The following is a 16094-nucleotide window of genomic DNA, read 5'->3' on the forward strand; positions in this document are numbered from 1 at the left end:
TCTGCTGAAATATTCTACCGTAATTATAGAGATGAATTTATCCTATTTAAATAAAATATATTGCGGATTCCTTTCACTATTTTGATAGATTTTTTATCTTTCGGGAGGATTGATACTATTTTGACCGACTTTGATACTTTTTTTATATCGCTTCTTAAACTCGGAAGGACTTGAGCTCAGGTATTTATTGAAAATCCGGTTGAAATAGGACTGCTCGTCAAAGCCCAGCCTGTTCGCGACCTCTTTCACCATGACGTCGGGGTCCTTTAAAAGTTCTATCGCCTTACCCATTTTCAGCAGATTGATATAGGACGTCAGATTGACCCCAGTCTCATTTTTGAACAGCCTGCTGACATAGCTTTCGTTCATATTCACCAGCTTTGCAATCTGCGCCAGCGTGATTTTCTGCGTGATGTTCTCTTTGATATACGCAGTGATGCGGACGACATCCTGGCGGTATTTTCCCGTGCGGCCGTCTGCAGCGCTCTCACTGACCGCGCGGATCAGTCCCGTGACGGCGGACTCGAATTCGGAAACCGTGCCGCATTCCCTGCAGTCGGCGGCGAGGCGTTCAAATCTGCCGCTGTTTTTTCCGGCGGAGCCGAAAAGCAGGATGTTCCGGAACAGCTTCCGGATATAATCGCAGGCACCGTCCGGGCGGATTCTCTGTTTTTCAAAGCTTTCCAGAATCGATGCCGCCAGAATTTCCGCTTCCTCGTATTCGCAAAACGCGATCCCCGCACAGATCAGCTCCATGGCGTCCTGCTGGTCTTCCGTGACTCCGTTGACGTAAAGGCCGCCGTCCTCTTGGCGAATCAGGCTTCCAAAACCTTTGTAAAAGCTGACGGAGGCGGCCCCGGCGCAGCCTTTCAGCTTGGCCGCAAGCTCCGGTTCCGAAGCAAACGGCTCCGAAAGGACAAACCCGGCCTCTGTATTCATATACATCTTTACAGAGTTCTGGATGCGCAGCAGAACCCTTTCCAAAATCCCCTCCGCCGGTCCGCCGGACTCTGGCGGCAGGATGATCAGCGCGTCCACCGGTGTCAAGGGGATGACCTTCATCCCGGAACCGGCGTCAAACGTTTCGCTGATCAAACTGGAAAGCATTTCCTTGGACGTCATATCCGGTTCGTTCTGCCGCGCGGCGGGCCGCCCCGCCGTCAGCAGTTCCTTTTTAAAGACATAGAGCGCGGAAAACGTCCCTGAATAGGTCCTGCCCGAAGCCAGAATTCGCAGCTTTTCCTCATCCGGGCCGTAAAGCATGCTGTAAATCCGGGGCTGGTCAAACTCGCTCTGCGCCTGCTCTGTTTTTTGGGAAGGACGGCGGTCCTCCGGCAGCTTTCCGACGGCTTTCCGCAAGGCCTCCAGAAGCTCCTTATCGGTAAAATTGGCTTTTAAAAGATAGTCGGTAACGCCGTAGCGGAGGGCCTCGCGGGCCAGCTCGAATTCCCCAAAGCTGGTGAGGATAATAATTTTTCCCGGATACCCCCGCTCATACAGTTCCTTTGCCAGACCGATTCCGTCCAGATGCGGCATCTTCAAATCCGTCACAATGATCCGGGGGCTGTATTTTTCGATATACTGCAAAGCGGTTTCCCCGTCCGAAACCGCGCCCACGATTTCAAACTCGGTTTTCTCCCAATCCACCATCGACTTCAAAGCCACGCGGACAATCATTTCATCATCAACGAACAGCACCGGAATCATCTTCCTCGCGCTCCTTTCCCTGTGTCAGTTCTTTTGTGGATTCCGGCAGGGTACCGATGTAGGGAAATTCCATGGTGACGGTGGTTCCCTCGCCGATCCTGCTCTCTATGTTAAAGGGATACTCCCTGCCAAAGCACAGCCGGATACGCTCCTGAACGTTCTGCATCCCGATTCCCGTCAGCCGCTTATTCTTCTTCGCGTCCAGCGTTTTCTCCACATCAAACCCCTTCCCGTTGTCGGAAATAACGGTAAGGATGGTATCCTCCCGCCGGTTCATGGAAATATAGATTTCCTTCTGCGTACCGTCCTCATCCATTCCATGGATAATGGAATTTTCCACAATCGGCTGCAGAAGAAATTTAATCATGTAGCAGTGCAGAATATTGTCGTCTATTTCATAGGTGACGGAGAAAATATCGCCGTAACGGATTTTTTGGATGACGATATAATTGCTGACGTTTTTCAGCTCTTCCTCCACCGTAATGAATTCGTTTTTATCAAGAATGGTGTTCCTCAGCAAATCGGAAAGCGCGGCCAGCCCGTTGCTGACACTGGTCGCCCGGCTCATCAGGGCGGTCCATCGCAGGGAATTCAGCGTATTGAACAGGAAGTGCGGGTTGATCTGCGCCTGCAGCATTTTGAGCTCATATTCCCGCTTCTGCTTCTGCTCCGTTTCCACCTGCTTGACCAGGTCCTGCATTTTCTGAAGGATCTCGCGGAAGGCGCGGCTTAAAAAGCCCAGTTCATCCTTGCTGTCGTCGTAAAAGGTCATCTGGTCAAAATTCGTATTGTCGATTTTGCCGACCAGCTGTACCAGCCGGTTGATCGGCACGCTGATGCTCTTCCACATCTGACGGTACACGATCACCGCGCACAGGAAGCAGAGGACGATGGAAATCAGGCTGGTGACGGCAATGGAGAAGGTCTCCGACCGCAGGTAGGCATCCGGGATGGCGGCGACCAGAAGCCAGCCCTGCTGGGTAAAAAAGGAATACGCGATCATGCCCAGCCTGCCGTTGAATTTGTAGTTGCGGATGATATTCCGGTCCGGGTTCTCCCTGCAGTATGAGAACAGCCCGCCGTCCACGGCGGAGCCGGGGCGGAAGGTCCTGTCCTGATTCGCGACGTTGTTTCCGTAGTAATCCATCACCATCAGATCGGCGCCCGTACCCATATCGACACCGGACAGACAGTTGTAAAAGGCAGCCGCATCGATAAAAATCAGGGTATGCCCGATCACCCCGGAACCCCGCTCGGAAATAACGGGATGAGTATAGATAATATAATTTTTATTTCCTTCATTGACACTGAGCCAGTTGATGTTCTTCCCGCACAAATCGATCATGCGGTCAATGGTTTCCTGACTGACATAAAACCAGCCCTGGCTGTAAATAGGGTTATTGTCCCTGTCGGTCAGAAAAATCTGCATGATCTGCGGCGAGTTCGACATATGGCCGGAGATAACGGAATTCATCTGCACAATGAAATTGTTTTTCTGCATATAATCCCAAGTGTCAAACCGGTACAGGCCGTCCTGAACGGTTTTGTTTACCATGAGCGCGTCCGATATTTTCTGGTATTTGTCCGACTCGTACTGAATGTTTTTCTGTACCAGCTTCAGTACCTGGATCGATGAATTGCTGATCTTGCTGTTGATGGCGCTGTTGGACACCTGATAGGAGATGATACCGAAAATCAGGAGCGGCACAATGGCCATCAGCAGAAACGAATACAGCAATCTGCGTGAAACGGAAAGATTGCGAATTCTGGCGTTTTTGATCCGGTCCAAATTCATATTCCACAGACCTTTCCATGTTCTGGATTCATGTTCCCCACCGAAAAAAGCGGCGCAAGATGGAAAGAAGCGGGCGCCAAGGCCGCGTTTCCCATATGCAGAATCGATAATTATATAACAGTGTAGCACATATTGTTGAAAAATGGCAACAGAATCGTCCGACTTTACAGTGAGAATCCCCAACATCCCATGCGCGCAAAAGGAGCGCGGCAATCCGCTGCACACTGCTGCCGAAGAAGCGCGAAAAACGGCGGCCCGGCCCGCTGGGCCAAACCGCCGTTTCATATTTGATAAAAAGGATCAGCGCAGCTGCAGGAGCTTGTTTTTCAGGTCGGTCTCCAGCTTTCTGAGTTCCTGCTCCGCCTGCGTGCGTTTTTCGCGGCCGTCCTTCTGGATCTGCATGACCTCGTCCAGCGTGGAGATGAGCGTCTCGTTGGTATGCTTCAGCGTTTCGATGTCCACAATGCCGCGCTCGGACTCCTTCTGCGTTTCGATCGTCGCCATTTTGAGCGCGTCGGCATTCTTGCGCAGCAGGGTGTTTGTCATATCCGTGACTTCGCGCTGGGCCTTGGCCGCCTGTGTGGAGTGCTCCACGCCCAGCGCCAGCACCATCTGGCTTTTCCACAGAGGGATGGTATTGACAATGGTGGACTGGATTTTTTCGCTCATAATCAAATCGTTGTTCTGTATCAGGCGCAGCTGGGGCGCCATCTGAATGGATACCATGCGGGTCAGGTCCAGATCATGCAGCTTCTTTTCAAAACGGTTGCACATGTTGGACAGGTCGTTTGCCGCCTGTGCGTCCTCCGGCAGACCGGAAGCCTGCGCTTTCTGCTGCAGGGCGGGAAGGTCGTTTACGCGCACCTGCTCCAGCTTCTGCTTTCCGGCGAGCAGATACATGGAAAGCTCTTTGAAATAGGTCTTATTGACCTCATACATTTTATCCAGAATGGAAACATCCTTTAAAAGCTGTACCTGATGTGCTTCCAGCACGTCGCAGATCTGATCGACGTTGGTTTCCGCCTTGGCATAACGGGCTTTCAGGGCGATGATTTTATTGCCGCCGCGTTTGAAACGCGCGAAAAAGCCTTTATCGTCCTCGTCGACCTCAAAGCTTTTCAGCTCTGCCACTACGCCGGAAAGCATCTTTCCGACCTCGCCCAAATCCTTGGTGCGAACGTTTTCCAGCGCGCTTTCGGAAAAATCGGCCATCTTTTTCTGGGCCCCCACGCCGTACTGGAGAATCTGGTTGCTGTTCGTCAGGTCGATCTTCGCGGCGAAATCCGCCACCATCTTCTGTTCGGCAGGAGTAAGCTGCGGTTCCGGGGCAGCGTCCTGCGCGGGAACCGCCTGCGCAAGAATCGTCTGTGCGGAAACGGGCTGCTCGGGAGCCGGGTCAAGGGTAAGCTCGGGAACAGGGATCTCATTCTGATTCATGGTAAAGCCTCCATACCAATTTATAATTCTTTATCATTCGGTTTCCTTTTAAGAAAGTTTGCTTTCGTCCGGCTCTTTTGCAAAGTCGCTGCCGGTCAGGCCCTCCTGTTTGAGCATGGTTTCCAGCGTGGAAATATCCGCGGAAACGTCAAGCGCGTCGTCGGCGAACAGGGTATCCAGCAGGTTTTCAAAGGCTCTGTTGACAGTATCCAGCGCCTGCTCGATTTCTTCCTTGGCTTTGGTAATATTTTCCCCCTGTACCGGCTGCGTTTCAAACTCCTCGTAAGACTTGACCAGCTTCAGGGTCGTGGGCATATAGTAACGAATAAACCGGCGGATGTCCGGCAGCTTTTCGGGATGCTTGCGCACACACTCAAAAATACGGGCCGTCACGTTTTCAAGCCGGTCCAGCTTTTCAGAGATCACCTCGCCCGGCAGGGCGTCGTTTACGGCGCGAATCTGCTGCAGATACCCGTTGCCCTCTTCCCTGGCGGCCGCGAGCTCCGCTTCCTTCGGGTCCTCCTGCTTCGCCTCTTGTGTCCGTGCGGCTTCCGTGCGGGCGGCATAGGCTCTCTCCGCTTCCAGATACTCGCCGTACGTCTTGTCGTCCACCATAAAGCAGCTTTCATCACGGTCCAGATGCCCCTGCGGGCATGCGCCGCAGGCGATCATCTTCTTAAGGTCTTTCTTCGCGCGTTCCTGCGTTACCCCCGCCGTGTCGGCCAGCTTGGCCACCGTGCAGAAAGCTGCGCTGCCCATCGCCTCGCGGTACCTCGCAAAGCGGCGCGCACGGCGGCGCAGGGCGATCCCGTAGCCCATCATGCCGAAAACGCCCAGCGTAATGGGCATTAAAACGGAAAAGGCCACGGCAAAATCCGAAAAAGTCATATATCCGGTAACGCCCACCATGAGGACAGAAATGTCCGCGATCAGCATCGGAACCCCCACACTGGCGCCGACAATTGCATAAACAAGGCCGGAGATCCCCCCCGGCATCCTGTTTCGGAACGCGGTACGGACGGATGGTTCTCGATAGGCAGTCCGCGTATCCTGTGATGCCTGCCCGTAGGTATAAGCCGGGCGCTGACTCTCATCGTTCCGGCTGTGCAGGTCTTCCTCGTCATCGCCGGTAAATTTCCGGACGCTTTTGTCCACCGCCCGGCCGATTTCTTCAAAATTGCCGGAGCGCACGGCACGCCGTACGGCCCGTCCGACTTCTTTTCCAATATTATATTTATCGTATTTGTTCCGCATGGCTTCCTCCAGAGAACCCGCTGTGCAGCCCCGTGCACAGATGGACAGTGTTTTCTTCATTATAAATCATTTAACATGAAATAACAACTTCTCCTGAATATTTCACGCGCCTTTGCGATCACGGTCGGACCGGACCGTAAGGGCCGAATTCAAAGGAACCGGGATTTCTTTCCCCTATCGATGTATGAATTGTCTTCCCGCGTCATGCACGATGCACTCACGGTTCAAATATTATAGGGTGAGGAAACAGACGATTTTGTCAATATCCAATTTGTTTTCCAAATTCATTGATAAACGGTGATATAAAGTGAGTGACATCGCATTACAAATAGAACGTTCGACAGCCGGGTCAGTGGCTCTGGGGTCAAACGTCATTTTCGACAACACGGTCTATTCGGCGGGAAATATCAGCTACAACAGCCTGACAGGCTTCATTACTTTTCTTGAAGCCGGAAGATATGTGATCGATTGGTGGGTTGCAACACAGTCGGCCTCCTCTACAAACGGTACGGTATTTGCCCTTTCCTCATCACAGGGCGAATTTCTGGAAGGCAATTCCCCGATAAAAACCGGAGAAGTCGTAGGAATTGGGATTATTGATGTGACTGTACCGGGCACTACGGTTTCGCTCGTCAATGCCAGTACAGGAACCGTATTTTACTCGCCAAACGTGCCGCTGACCGCAACGCTTGTTGTGGTGGAGGACGATATTTCCGGTTCCGGGCCCACGGGAGATACCGGACCAACCGGACCCACGGGTGACACAGGTCCGACGGGGCCCACGGGCGATACCGGCCCGACTGGACCTACAGGTGACACAGGTCCTACGGGAGCAACTGGCGACACAGGCCCCACCGGACCTACGGGAGATACAGGGCCAACTGGATTCACAGGCGACACCGGACCAACCGGGTCCACAGGCGATACCGGTCCAGCCGGACCCACGGGTGACACAGGTCCGACAGGGCCCACGGGCGATACCGGACCGACGGGTAACACAGGACCGACCGGACCCACGGGTGACACAGGTCCTATGGGAGCAACTGGAGACACCGGACCAACGGGTGACACAGGACCCACCGGACCTGCGGGAGATACAGGGCCAACTGGATTCACAGGCGATACCGGACCGACCGGGTCCACAGGCGATACAGGCCCAACTGGACCCACAGGCGACGCCGGGCCGACCGGACCCACAGGAGACACAGGCCCGACCGGGCCAACGGGAGACACAGGCCCGACTGGACCCACAGGCGGCACTGGACCGACCGGGCCCACAGGTGTCACTGGACCGACTGGGCCTACAGGAGATACCGGACCGACCGGACCCACAGGAGATACCGGCCCGACTGGACCCACAGGTGATACCGGATCGACTGGGTTCACAGGTGACACAGGTCCTACGGGAGCAACTGGAGACACAGGACCAACAGGGTCTGTTGGCGACACCGGCCCGACTGGACCCACAGGCGACGCCGGCCCGACTGGACCCACAGGCGACGCCGGGCCGACCGGACCCACAGGAGACGCCGGGCCGACCGGACCCACGGGAGATACGGGATCGACCGGGCCTACGGGAGATACCGGACCAATCGGCCCCACAGGTGACACAGGCCCAACTGGACCCACGGGTGATACGGGGCCGACCGGGCTAACGGGTGACACCGGACCCACTGGACCTGCAGGCGGAGCAACGGGCGATACCGGTCCAACCGGATCGACAGGTGATACAGGCTCAACCGGGCCAACCGGACCTACCGGACCTACCGGTGCGGCGGGCCCTCCGGGTGGCGCCACAGGGGATACCGGGTCAACGGGGCCTACTGGTGACACGGGACCGACCGGACCGACAAGCGATACCGGTCCAACCGGGGATACCGGCCCAACCGGTCCGACCGGGTCAACCGGACCCACTGGGCCAACGAGCGACACCGGACCCACCGGCGATACCGGCCCAACCGGACCTACCGGGCCAACGGGGCCTACCGGCACTGTCCAGCCAAATCCGTTTGAAGTATACGTTCAGGCAGGCGCTGTCGGTGGAGACGGGACACAAGCCGCTCCGTTCGGTACAATACAACAAGGTTTGACCGCGGTATCGCCGACAGGCACGCTGCATATCCTAAGCGGAACTTATCCCATCACTTCAACGATAACCATTAACAAAGCAAATGTGACCGTAAAAGGCTATCCAAACACATCCATCATTTTACAGGCGCAGGTAATTGCTTTTCTGGTTACGGGAACAGGAGTAACGATCGACGGATTGACCATTACCAGTAACAATCCCTACGCCGTGGAGTTTATACAATTTGCCGGTACAAATCATGCGCTGTTGAACAGCGTAATCTTTGGCCCCCCACAGGCGGGGCCGTCAACCGATTGGGTTGTAAACCGCGGATTTTTGACACAGGGCAATGTAACGAATTTAAAAGTACAGGACAATATTCTTTATTCTTTGAGGCAACCGGCTTATTTTAATCCCAATTCGACGGGAAACATCATCAACAATATTGTTTATAATACCCGTGGCTGGGTCGTAGACAGAGCAGTCTTTTTCTTTTCAGGAAATTCCTGGGGGATTCCGATAAACGCGGTTGATATTGCGTTGCTGGTCGGAACCGCTACAGGTGCTCCCTATGATCCGTTGACAACGCTCAGTTCTAACAACAGCGCTGCGGTAATCAGCGATCAGCGATAGCCTGCGGATTTTCGCCTCTTGAGCGTACACGGCTGCCTGAAAGAAATAATTTCCATGAAAAGAGCCGCATCGGAAATGATTCCGATGCGGCTTTCACTGATGCGGTGTCCCATGCCTGCTGTGCCCGTGCCTGAATTCCTCCAGCCGTCCACTGCAGGGCGAGGATTTTACTCTCTATTTCAGCAGTTGATTCCTTACTATTTGATATTCTTCATAACTGATCTCGCCGTTAGCAAGCCTGTCGTCGAGAAGCTCTATTTCATCAGGACGGATTTTCACATATGCCGGGTTCAGACTTTGATTTCTTATACTGAAATATGTTATCGCCACGAAGGCTAAAATCATGCCGATCATTATCATCATCATATAAACTGCCTCCTAAATCATTACTGTAAATATATCACGTAATTGTGAAGGCATTATGTTCAATTGATTTATAATATTTGAATAAGATGAACCAGCAGGTCTTCCGGATTGAAAATTCCTATCCTGCCGCGCGTCATTCTTTGCCGTTTCCGTGAATTTATGATTAGAAAAAAGACATGCTAATATAGGGGTGTTTATTATGGATAATCAACGTGCAAGAGAAATTATTTCATCGCTTGTTATGGCAAATGTGACCCATAATGGGAATAAGGTCTATATGGAGAGGCTGAATGAACCCGATCAATGCTGTGTGATACATTATCTTAACGATCCGGTTACCAAGATCAATGTACCTGTATCCAGCTTGATGGAAAACAAATAAAGAGCAGAAAGCCCTCTCGGCTGCCAGAAGCAGTTGAGAGGGCCATTTTTGCCGAATCAATTGTACAATGCCATGATAAGCCAATGGATAAAATCGGCATACGAGCAAAATCTTCCAGGAAGCCAATCAGAGGTGTCTAATTTTGAAAAAAAGGAGTACAATAATATGATAAAGGAGTTGTGCTATCTATGAAATTCATACTGTCGATGCTTCTCGGACTTGTACTGGGCTGCATTGTCGTTTTTCTAAAACCGGTAAAGAAAAAACACTGTCATAAAAAATGAGGGCTTCGGAGTAATCCGAAGCCTTCAGGCTATCCTCTGACAATGCCGTATAAATATCTTAATATCCCATATTGACAAGCCTTTCAAAGAATTCATATTATGTCATATCTCCTTATGGAAAGGAGTGATTAGTGCATGTCCTGGAATCGTCGTTGGCGCAGATGCGGCTGGTGCGGATGCCGCTGCCGTCGCCGCCGCTGGTGGTTTTAATTGATGAATAGGCGATGGCGCTTGCTTTCATGAGTGAACGCCATTGTTTTATTAGTAAGATGCCGTATGAATATCTTTGTATCTCATATTGACAAGCTGTCCCTTAAAAGCATAGTATGTAGTGTCTCCTTTCGAGGGCTCAAATAAATTTTAGGTCGTCTCATATACCCCTCTAGTTAATAAGCAATGGCACCCACTTTGGTCGGTGAGTGCCATTGCTATTATTGTGCCACTTATCATTGATTTGCGTCCCTGCATACGGACGGAAACAGCCACTGCCCGGCAAATAACCGGTGCACAGCCGGTGGGAAACGGCGGAAAGGTTTCCTCATCCACCGCTTTTGCTCCAATCGAAGCGCTGGCCGCATTCAATGCAATATTGCCGTGTGGGTGCCGTAGGTGTTCCACATATTAAGCAAGTATAAAATGGAATCCCCGGTCTGAACATAACATGGTCGATCCGAACAGGAACATCCGATATATTTGCTATTGGCTTCTTCGGTATCTGCTTTTCAAGGGCTTCAATGGCTAAATCAGCTGTCGCCATATTGATCCCATTGATGTTCCCCCTTCTGTCAGCTAATGATTTTCTATATTTGATATTCTTTTGTGCTGTTATGAAATCTGGCTTTTCCATAAAATTCACTCCTTGCATTTTATAATATTCGTCCAAAATCTTTTTTGGCCATACAATATGGCTTCCTTCCATGTAATTCCCCTGCCGCCCTGTTTTGGGCGGCACTTTTTGTATCTGCCTGTCCGGGATTCCTAACAGCCATATTGACAAGCTGTCGACGATTCACATATTATGTAGTAATCTTTCATGAAGGAGGTATTGCATGAGTCTGAATCGTTATGTCAACAGCGATGCGGTTGAATCAGCATCGGATCGTTGCAATTGTAGAAACAGTTGTGATAGTGAAAGTGCAAGAGCATTGAAGTGCATTCTTTCCTTGCTGGACGATTTAAATAATAGCGATCTGCGCATACTGGCCGATGTCATTGAGCGTCTGGTCTGCAGCCGCAAAAGATAAGTATAGACGTTGTCTACTCCTATGATATAAATATTTGCCTTTGGTTTCACTGCCGCCCCGTAACAAGGGCGGCAGCGATATTATTTTGGGTCTTGTAAAATGTATTTTCTGACTTCTGTGTGGAGCATATGATGTCCGCAATATTCACAAATATCTGTCTGACCTTCAACAATAAATCCGCAAGCGCCACAGTCTTCGGTACATACTACAAATGTCGTATAGATTTCTTTCGGAAAGAGCACTGAGTTAGACTCAACTTCCGGATAATCTTCAAGGGTTAAGTTGTATTTTAATTCAACAGGCCCTTCTGTGACAATTCTAAACGACTTATTATGTCGCCCATCCTCTTCGGCCAGTAAATATTTTCTTACATCTGTGCGAAACATCGGGTTTCCGCAACGCGCGCACACCTGCGTTTCACCATCAACAATGAATTCTCTGGTTCCGCATTCTTTTCCACAAACAGCATACGCTATGAATTCCTCTTTTGGGAATTCTATCGAAGCAAAATCCATTGCCGGAAAAGTATCTAAATTTTTCGTTCCACAGTCTTTCTTATGATCTTGCATTTCATCACCTTACTTGCTTACAATGTATTACTTTTTCATTGTTATACTGAATACCAATCATAACAATCACTACTCTATAAAGCCAGTATGCCCATAAAACCCCAACAACCCTCATTTACAGCATTTCCAGTCGATTCTGCAACAAGATTGCGTTCCTTCCCCGCCGAAGGCGGGGAAGGAACGTGTTTTGTCTCGCAAACTGAAATGGAATTGCTGGACTAATACGGAAAAAAAAGGACCGGGAAAGCCCCCATTCATGCAGCTTTCCTGGTTCCTTCTCCGTCCGGATAAAATGATAAATACGCTTACTTCGCATGTTCTCCTACCAACGCATTGTACACGGCCTGCTGGATAACTTTGCATGAAGACGTAGCCCCGGATATCGTATCCACATCTATGCGCTGCTCTTCCAGCATTCTGGACGGCAATACATTTGCCGCTTCTCCCCGATCGTTGTAGTGTTCCAGCAATTCAAGCTCCTGCATTTTGCCATCCTTCATCAGGACACGGACCCGAGCACGAATAAAATCAACATCGCAGTCGCCAAAATATTCCCCATCCGGGATTGCTGATAAATCTATATTTTGGACATGGATAGCCGCTATCCCCTGCCTATAATTTCTAAGTTCTACAAAATATCTGACGCCATACGCAATCCCAATCACCAGTAAAACAACAACTGCCCATAGAATCATTTTTTTCCTCTGCATACTAGCCTCCTCAACCGGTTAATATCTGTACCTAAACAATTCTGTTCCATGTTTGCCTTGAAATATTATTATTTAAATGGATTATACCTTAAAAATTAACCTCATACAATAAGTCCTTTCATCGTACTAACCACAAATGTCCCTATAGGACTTGCTGTTTACACCCCGCCGCATAAATACAGAGATATACAATATGCGCATTTTAACACATATTGTATATTAACACCCAATTTAGTGCATAATATATCCAGACATTACCAACCGCGCATAATTATAAAATATATGCTAATAAGCGCATATTTTATTGACGTGTTTTCAAAAGAAAGTTATAATCAATAACAGAGGTGTTTTCAATGTTTTTTTTCTTTGATTACAATCCATTGGTCGCCATAATCGGAGATATCAAAAGCTCAAAGCAATTAGAAAACAGACGTGCTGTGCAGATCCGTCTGAAAGAAGTATTGGATGCAGTCAATCATGAGTACCGAGACGACATCGCTTCAAAATTCATGATAACGCTTGGTGACGAGTTTCAGGGACTTTTAAAAACAGGCTCCTCTGCGATATTCATTATTGATAAAATTGAAAGGGAAATGTATCCGATTCAATTGCGGTTTGGCCTTGGCGTTGGAGAAATAACCACGGATATCAATTCCAATATGCCGCTGGGAGCCGATGGCCCAGCTTATTATAATGCAAGAAAAATCATCGACGGGCTAAAGGCATCTGAAAAAAAGAAGATGGAATCAAAGGTTAATGTTAGAATCGAAGTACAAGGCAATCCTGATATGTCCGAATTAATCAATACCGTTTTTTCATTATTAACGACAATAAAAGAAACATGGACCCCTCGTCAAGTCGAGATCATCAATTCTTATTTAAAAACCGGCGGCACGCAAAAGGATGCGGCAAGAATCCTAAATATCAATCAATCCAATGTACAAAAAGCGTTGTCCTCCGCAAATTATTACACTTATCGAAAAGCGATAGAAAACATTGCGAAAGTTCTATCGGACATAAAGGAGGATAAAGGTGTATAAAAATTTATTGGTCCTCTTTGTACTTCTTCATGTACTTGGAGATTTTTACCTCCAAACCGATACGATTTCTGAGAAGAAAATCTCCGAGTACAAGTACGTTCTGCTTCATAGTGTCCTTTATGCCGCCGTATTCTGTGCGGGCACTATCTTAATATGGTCTTCGCAAATTGCTATCGCGGCTTTCGGCTTATCCATTTTACACTTTTTGATTGATTCGGTTAAGTACCTCTGTGTTAAATATTACAAGCACGTCTCAGAATCCATTGTTTATTGCACGGATCAATGTGTACATATTTTGTCCCTGATCATTGCGGTCATCATTTTCAAATACTGCAATTACAATATCACATTTTTACCTGAAGCGAAAAGTTTTCTAAACATATTTCCTGAGAACGGTATGGCCTCCGCTTTAAGATGGGCCTGTATGATTTTGATTGTTTGCAAGCCTGCTAATATCACGATTAAGAAAATGCTATCCAAATACAAACCAAACAGCAAAAACGGAAACAGCGATAAAACCATCAAAAATGTCGGAGCTTTTATTGGAACGCTTGAAAGGATCATCATCGTCCTGCTGTTGAGTGTGAATCAATATGCCGCGATAGGGTTGGTATTAACCGCAAAATCAGTTGCCCGATACGATAAAATATCGAAAGAACCGCCATTCGCTGAATATTATTTGCTCGGCACCTTGTTGAGTACGTTGCTTGTAATTCTTACCTATTTACTGTTCTGCAAATGATGACGTGGTTAGAGCGGTAAGGCCTTTGAATGTTCTTAACTGATTTATTGTCGATCCAAAAAGTTGACGGCCGTCTGCAATAGATCGCCACCGATCGATACGGGGACATCCGGACGGAGCATACGCTGGTCTGCGCTGGTGTCAGGGCGCAGCCATCCCGCATAAGGTTTTTGGCATTAAACAGGCAAATACTACACTATTGTTTTTGCTTATAATGTGCATTTGACTATTGCTTCTTGGAATAAACTAAGAGTTGTAATTCCTGAGGAGACGCTTCTTTCCCGTAGTGATTTGAAAAAGTATGTATGATATTCATTTTCCGTTGTTGCAAAATTGAATTCAGTTCCGCTATTGAATATAATCGCGTAGGATCTCCTGTGGTAATATCAGGCTTTTCCGCCGGGATACCATAAGGAATATCGCATCCTCCATAAAGCATTCTATGAGTTTTTTCATCCCATTCGAATTTTGCTAAAGCCAACGCTTTTTCCCCTGCTTCCCAATTCGATCTGGGAAAATAATGTTCGGCATGTTCAGCGTTACAAATATCCATAAAGTGCTTACCACCGGATTTTAGGGCATGTGAAACAGCATCGAATATTTTCAGATTTTCTTCATCGGTTTCAAGATATCCGATTGCACCATCCGCAAGGTTTAGCACAACATCAAACTCATTTTCAAATCGAACAGCGCGGGTGTCAGAGTTAATAAAACAAGCGTTCAATGATTCGGTTTTTGCTGTTTTTCTGGCGTCATCAATATATTCAGGTGTGATATCCACCCCTACAACCGGATACCCTTTGCGTGCAAGGGAAAGGGTATGCCGGCCATACCCGCATGCTAAATCAAGAATACGTTCTTTACCGGTTAGTCTAAGAGTTTTAATAATAAAGTCAACTTGGTTTTCAGTGTCCTCTACCCATGATTGATTTTTGATATCAAGAGTCCATCCATGTTTATACCAATCGTCCTTTTGCGCTTTCATAAATATCCTCCCTTATCACTACCATCAAAGCCCTGATTATCTCTCTGTTAAGTTGAACTACTTAATAATCTCTTCAGCTCAAATCTTGATTTTATTTAATCATCGAAGCGAATGTTTTTTCGATAGCCTCGACCTTTGATAAGAAAATATTGATTTATGTAAAGAATTCCTGCTATACCGAAAATTACAGATAAAAGAAATAATAGTGACGAAATCATTGCATTAACTGCAGTTTCGCCATACGTTTCTTTAACAAAGGCATATAAAGCACGGCCAACTCCAACACCAAAGATACCAGTAAATACCGACGAGCCAACTTTGCTCCCATTCTTAAAGCTATGGAATCTGATCGCTTTGAGAATACATCCTATCAAGATAAGCACTACAAAGTAAACTGCCGTAGTAAGAAAAACCTTCATAGACGACGATCCCCATAGCTGGAAAGCACAAGCAACAAACAGCGTAATGCTAAACACCAGGAAAGACAGACCAACCCATAATGGAGCGGTGAATAATTTTGATTCTGTATCGACAAGCAAATACAGATTTCCGATAAAAACCACCGCGTATGCACTATATGTCAAAGCATACAGAATTATATTATCTTCTTTGTCCAGATGGATGAACAACGTCAAAAAAAACAACATGCTGATAACAAGCAACAGCATACCAATTGAAGTCGATCTGACGCGCCGTTTCCCCATCATATGAACCGTATTTGTTGCTTTACTGTACCGCATTTTCAAACCTTTCTTATTCAACGAAGGCCAAATAACGGCCGATTCAATATTAGGATAAGCAAAAAGCCTTGAAAGAAGGCTTTCATTTTGTGTCATTACAAAATAGATGCATTTACAACTTGCCCGATTATTATCAGC

At 48.2% G+C, this 16094-nt stretch carries 15 protein-coding genes; 5 read left to right on the plus strand and 10 right to left on the minus strand.

Annotated elements, in window-relative coordinates:
- Positions 1-93 precede the first annotated feature (93 nt).
- The 4 genes from ACRQU7_RS17505 to ACRQU7_RS17520 form a co-directional block, all read right to left on the minus strand.
- Positions 94-1707: a response regulator transcription factor gene (locus ACRQU7_RS17505; protein WP_444642251.1), complete on the minus strand. Its 1614-nt coding sequence runs from the start codon at positions 1705-1707 to the stop codon at positions 94-96.
- Positions 1685-3502 (minus strand): histidine kinase, encoded by a 1818-nt coding sequence (locus ACRQU7_RS17510; protein WP_444642253.1) that lies wholly within the window; start codon positions 3500-3502, stop codon positions 1685-1687. Before ACRQU7_RS17510 ends, ACRQU7_RS17505 begins: the two co-directional genes overlap by 23 nt.
- A 300-nt stretch (positions 3503-3802) precedes the next feature.
- A complete protein-coding gene (locus ACRQU7_RS17515) occupies positions 3803-4939 on the minus strand; it encodes a toxic anion resistance protein (RefSeq protein WP_444642255.1) in 1137 nt (378 codons plus the stop codon).
- A 48-nt stretch (positions 4940-4987) separates the two neighbouring features.
- A complete protein-coding gene (locus ACRQU7_RS17520; protein ID WP_444642258.1) occupies positions 4988-6253 on the minus strand; it encodes a 5-bromo-4-chloroindolyl phosphate hydrolysis family protein in 1266 nt (421 codons plus the stop codon).
- A 2026-nt stretch (positions 6254-8279) separates the two neighbouring features.
- Between ACRQU7_RS17520 and ACRQU7_RS17525 the strand changes: the two genes are divergently transcribed.
- On the plus strand, positions 8280-8894 hold the full coding sequence (locus ACRQU7_RS17525) for a hypothetical protein (RefSeq protein ID WP_444642260.1): 615 nt from the start codon (positions 8280-8282) through the stop codon (positions 8892-8894).
- Between the two features lie 174 nt (positions 8895-9068).
- On the opposite strand, the gene ACRQU7_RS17530 is transcribed toward ACRQU7_RS17525, so the two are convergent.
- Positions 9069-9260: a hypothetical protein gene (locus ACRQU7_RS17530; RefSeq protein WP_444642262.1), complete on the minus strand. Its 192-nt coding sequence runs from the start codon at positions 9258-9260 to the stop codon at positions 9069-9071.
- A gap of 199 nt (positions 9261-9459) precedes the next feature.
- On the opposite strand from ACRQU7_RS17530, the gene ACRQU7_RS17535 reads away from it, so the two are divergent.
- The gene (locus tag ACRQU7_RS17535; RefSeq protein WP_444642264.1) at positions 9460-9642 is read left to right on the plus strand and encodes an H-type small acid-soluble spore protein; all 183 of its coding nucleotides are present in this window, start codon (positions 9460-9462) and stop codon (positions 9640-9642) included.
- 822 nt (positions 9643-10464) lie between these two features.
- Here ACRQU7_RS17535 and ACRQU7_RS17540 read toward each other — a convergent pair.
- Positions 10465-10845 carry a hypothetical protein gene (locus ACRQU7_RS17540; protein ID WP_444642266.1) on the minus strand — a complete coding sequence of 127 codons (381 nt, stop codon included), beginning with the start codon at positions 10843-10845 and terminating at the stop codon, positions 10465-10467.
- A gap of 130 nt (positions 10846-10975) precedes the next feature.
- Between ACRQU7_RS17540 and ACRQU7_RS17545 the strand changes: the two genes are divergently transcribed.
- Entirely contained in the window at positions 10976-11170 is a 195-nt protein-coding gene (locus ACRQU7_RS17545) for a hypothetical protein (RefSeq protein WP_444642268.1), read from the plus strand.
- Positions 11171-11250: 80 nt separating this feature from the next.
- Here the strand turns inward: ACRQU7_RS17545 and ACRQU7_RS17550 are convergent, their stop codons facing one another.
- Positions 11251-11739, minus strand: a complete 489-nt coding sequence (locus ACRQU7_RS17550; RefSeq protein ID WP_444642270.1) for a hypothetical protein — start codon at positions 11737-11739, stop codon at positions 11251-11253.
- 305 nt (positions 11740-12044) lie between these two features.
- Positions 12045-12449, minus strand: a complete 405-nt coding sequence (locus tag ACRQU7_RS17555; protein WP_444642272.1) for an FMN-binding protein — start codon at positions 12447-12449, stop codon at positions 12045-12047.
- A 353-nt stretch (positions 12450-12802) separates the two neighbouring features.
- On the opposite strand from ACRQU7_RS17555, the gene ACRQU7_RS17560 reads away from it, so the two are divergent.
- A complete protein-coding gene (locus tag ACRQU7_RS17560; protein ID WP_444642274.1) occupies positions 12803-13489 on the plus strand; it encodes a SatD family protein in 687 nt (228 codons plus the stop codon).
- A complete protein-coding gene (locus ACRQU7_RS17565) occupies positions 13482-14231 on the plus strand; it encodes a DUF3307 domain-containing protein (protein ID WP_444642276.1) in 750 nt (249 codons plus the stop codon). The genes ACRQU7_RS17560 and ACRQU7_RS17565 overlap by 8 nt, the downstream gene beginning before the upstream one ends.
- A gap of 226 nt (positions 14232-14457) precedes the next feature.
- Here ACRQU7_RS17565 and ACRQU7_RS17570 read toward each other — a convergent pair whose 3' ends face one another.
- Positions 14458-15216 carry a class I SAM-dependent methyltransferase gene (locus tag ACRQU7_RS17570; protein ID WP_444642278.1) on the minus strand — a complete coding sequence of 253 codons (759 nt, stop codon included), beginning with the start codon at positions 15214-15216 and terminating at the stop codon, positions 14458-14460.
- 95 nt (positions 15217-15311) lie between these two features.
- Entirely contained in the window at positions 15312-15956 is a 645-nt protein-coding gene (locus tag ACRQU7_RS17575) for a hypothetical protein (protein ID WP_444642280.1), read from the minus strand.
- Positions 15957-16094 lie beyond the last annotated feature (138 nt).

The organism is Caproiciproducens puteiluti (assembly GCF_052442865.1).
Taxonomy (GTDB): Bacteria; Bacillota; Clostridia; order Oscillospirales; family Acutalibacteraceae; genus Caproiciproducens.

Bases quoted from the DNA above. Each gene is read 5' to 3' on its own strand.
- ACRQU7_RS17510 (WP_444642253.1), bottom strand. From the start codon at position 3,502: ATGAATTTGGACCGGATCAAAAACGCCAGAATTCGCAATCTTTCCGTT.
- ACRQU7_RS17560 (WP_444642274.1), top strand. From the start codon at position 12,803: ATGTTTTTTTTCTTTGATTACAATCCATTGGTCGCCATAATCGGAGAT.
- ACRQU7_RS17550 (WP_444642270.1), bottom strand. From the start codon at position 11,739: ATGCAAGATCATAAGAAAGACTGTGGAACGAAAAATTTAGATACTTTT.
- ACRQU7_RS17570 (WP_444642278.1), bottom strand. From the start codon at position 15,216: ATGAAAGCGCAAAAGGACGATTGGTATAAACATGGATGGACTCTTGAT.
- ACRQU7_RS17535 (WP_444642264.1), top strand. From the start codon at position 9,460: ATGGATAATCAACGTGCAAGAGAAATTATTTCATCGCTTGTTATGGCA.
- ACRQU7_RS17555 (WP_444642272.1), bottom strand. From the start codon at position 12,449: ATGCAGAGGAAAAAAATGATTCTATGGGCAGTTGTTGTTTTACTGGTG.
- ACRQU7_RS17520 (WP_444642258.1), bottom strand. From the start codon at position 6,253: ATGAAGAAAACACTGTCCATCTGTGCACGGGGCTGCACAGCGGGTTCT.
- ACRQU7_RS17575 (WP_444642280.1), bottom strand. From the start codon at position 15,956: ATGCGGTACAGTAAAGCAACAAATACGGTTCATATGATGGGGAAACGG.
- ACRQU7_RS17545 (WP_444642268.1), top strand. From the start codon at position 10,976: ATGAGTCTGAATCGTTATGTCAACAGCGATGCGGTTGAATCAGCATCG.
- ACRQU7_RS17530 (WP_444642262.1), bottom strand. From the start codon at position 9,260: ATGATGATGATAATGATCGGCATGATTTTAGCCTTCGTGGCGATAACA.
- ACRQU7_RS17515 (WP_444642255.1), bottom strand. From the start codon at position 4,939: ATGAATCAGAATGAGATCCCTGTTCCCGAGCTTACCCTTGACCCGGCT.
- ACRQU7_RS17540 (WP_444642266.1), bottom strand. From the start codon at position 10,845: ATGGAAGGAAGCCATATTGTATGGCCAAAAAAGATTTTGGACGAATAT.
- ACRQU7_RS17505 (WP_444642251.1), bottom strand. From the start codon at position 1,707: ATGATTCCGGTGCTGTTCGTTGATGATGAAATGATTGTCCGCGTGGCT.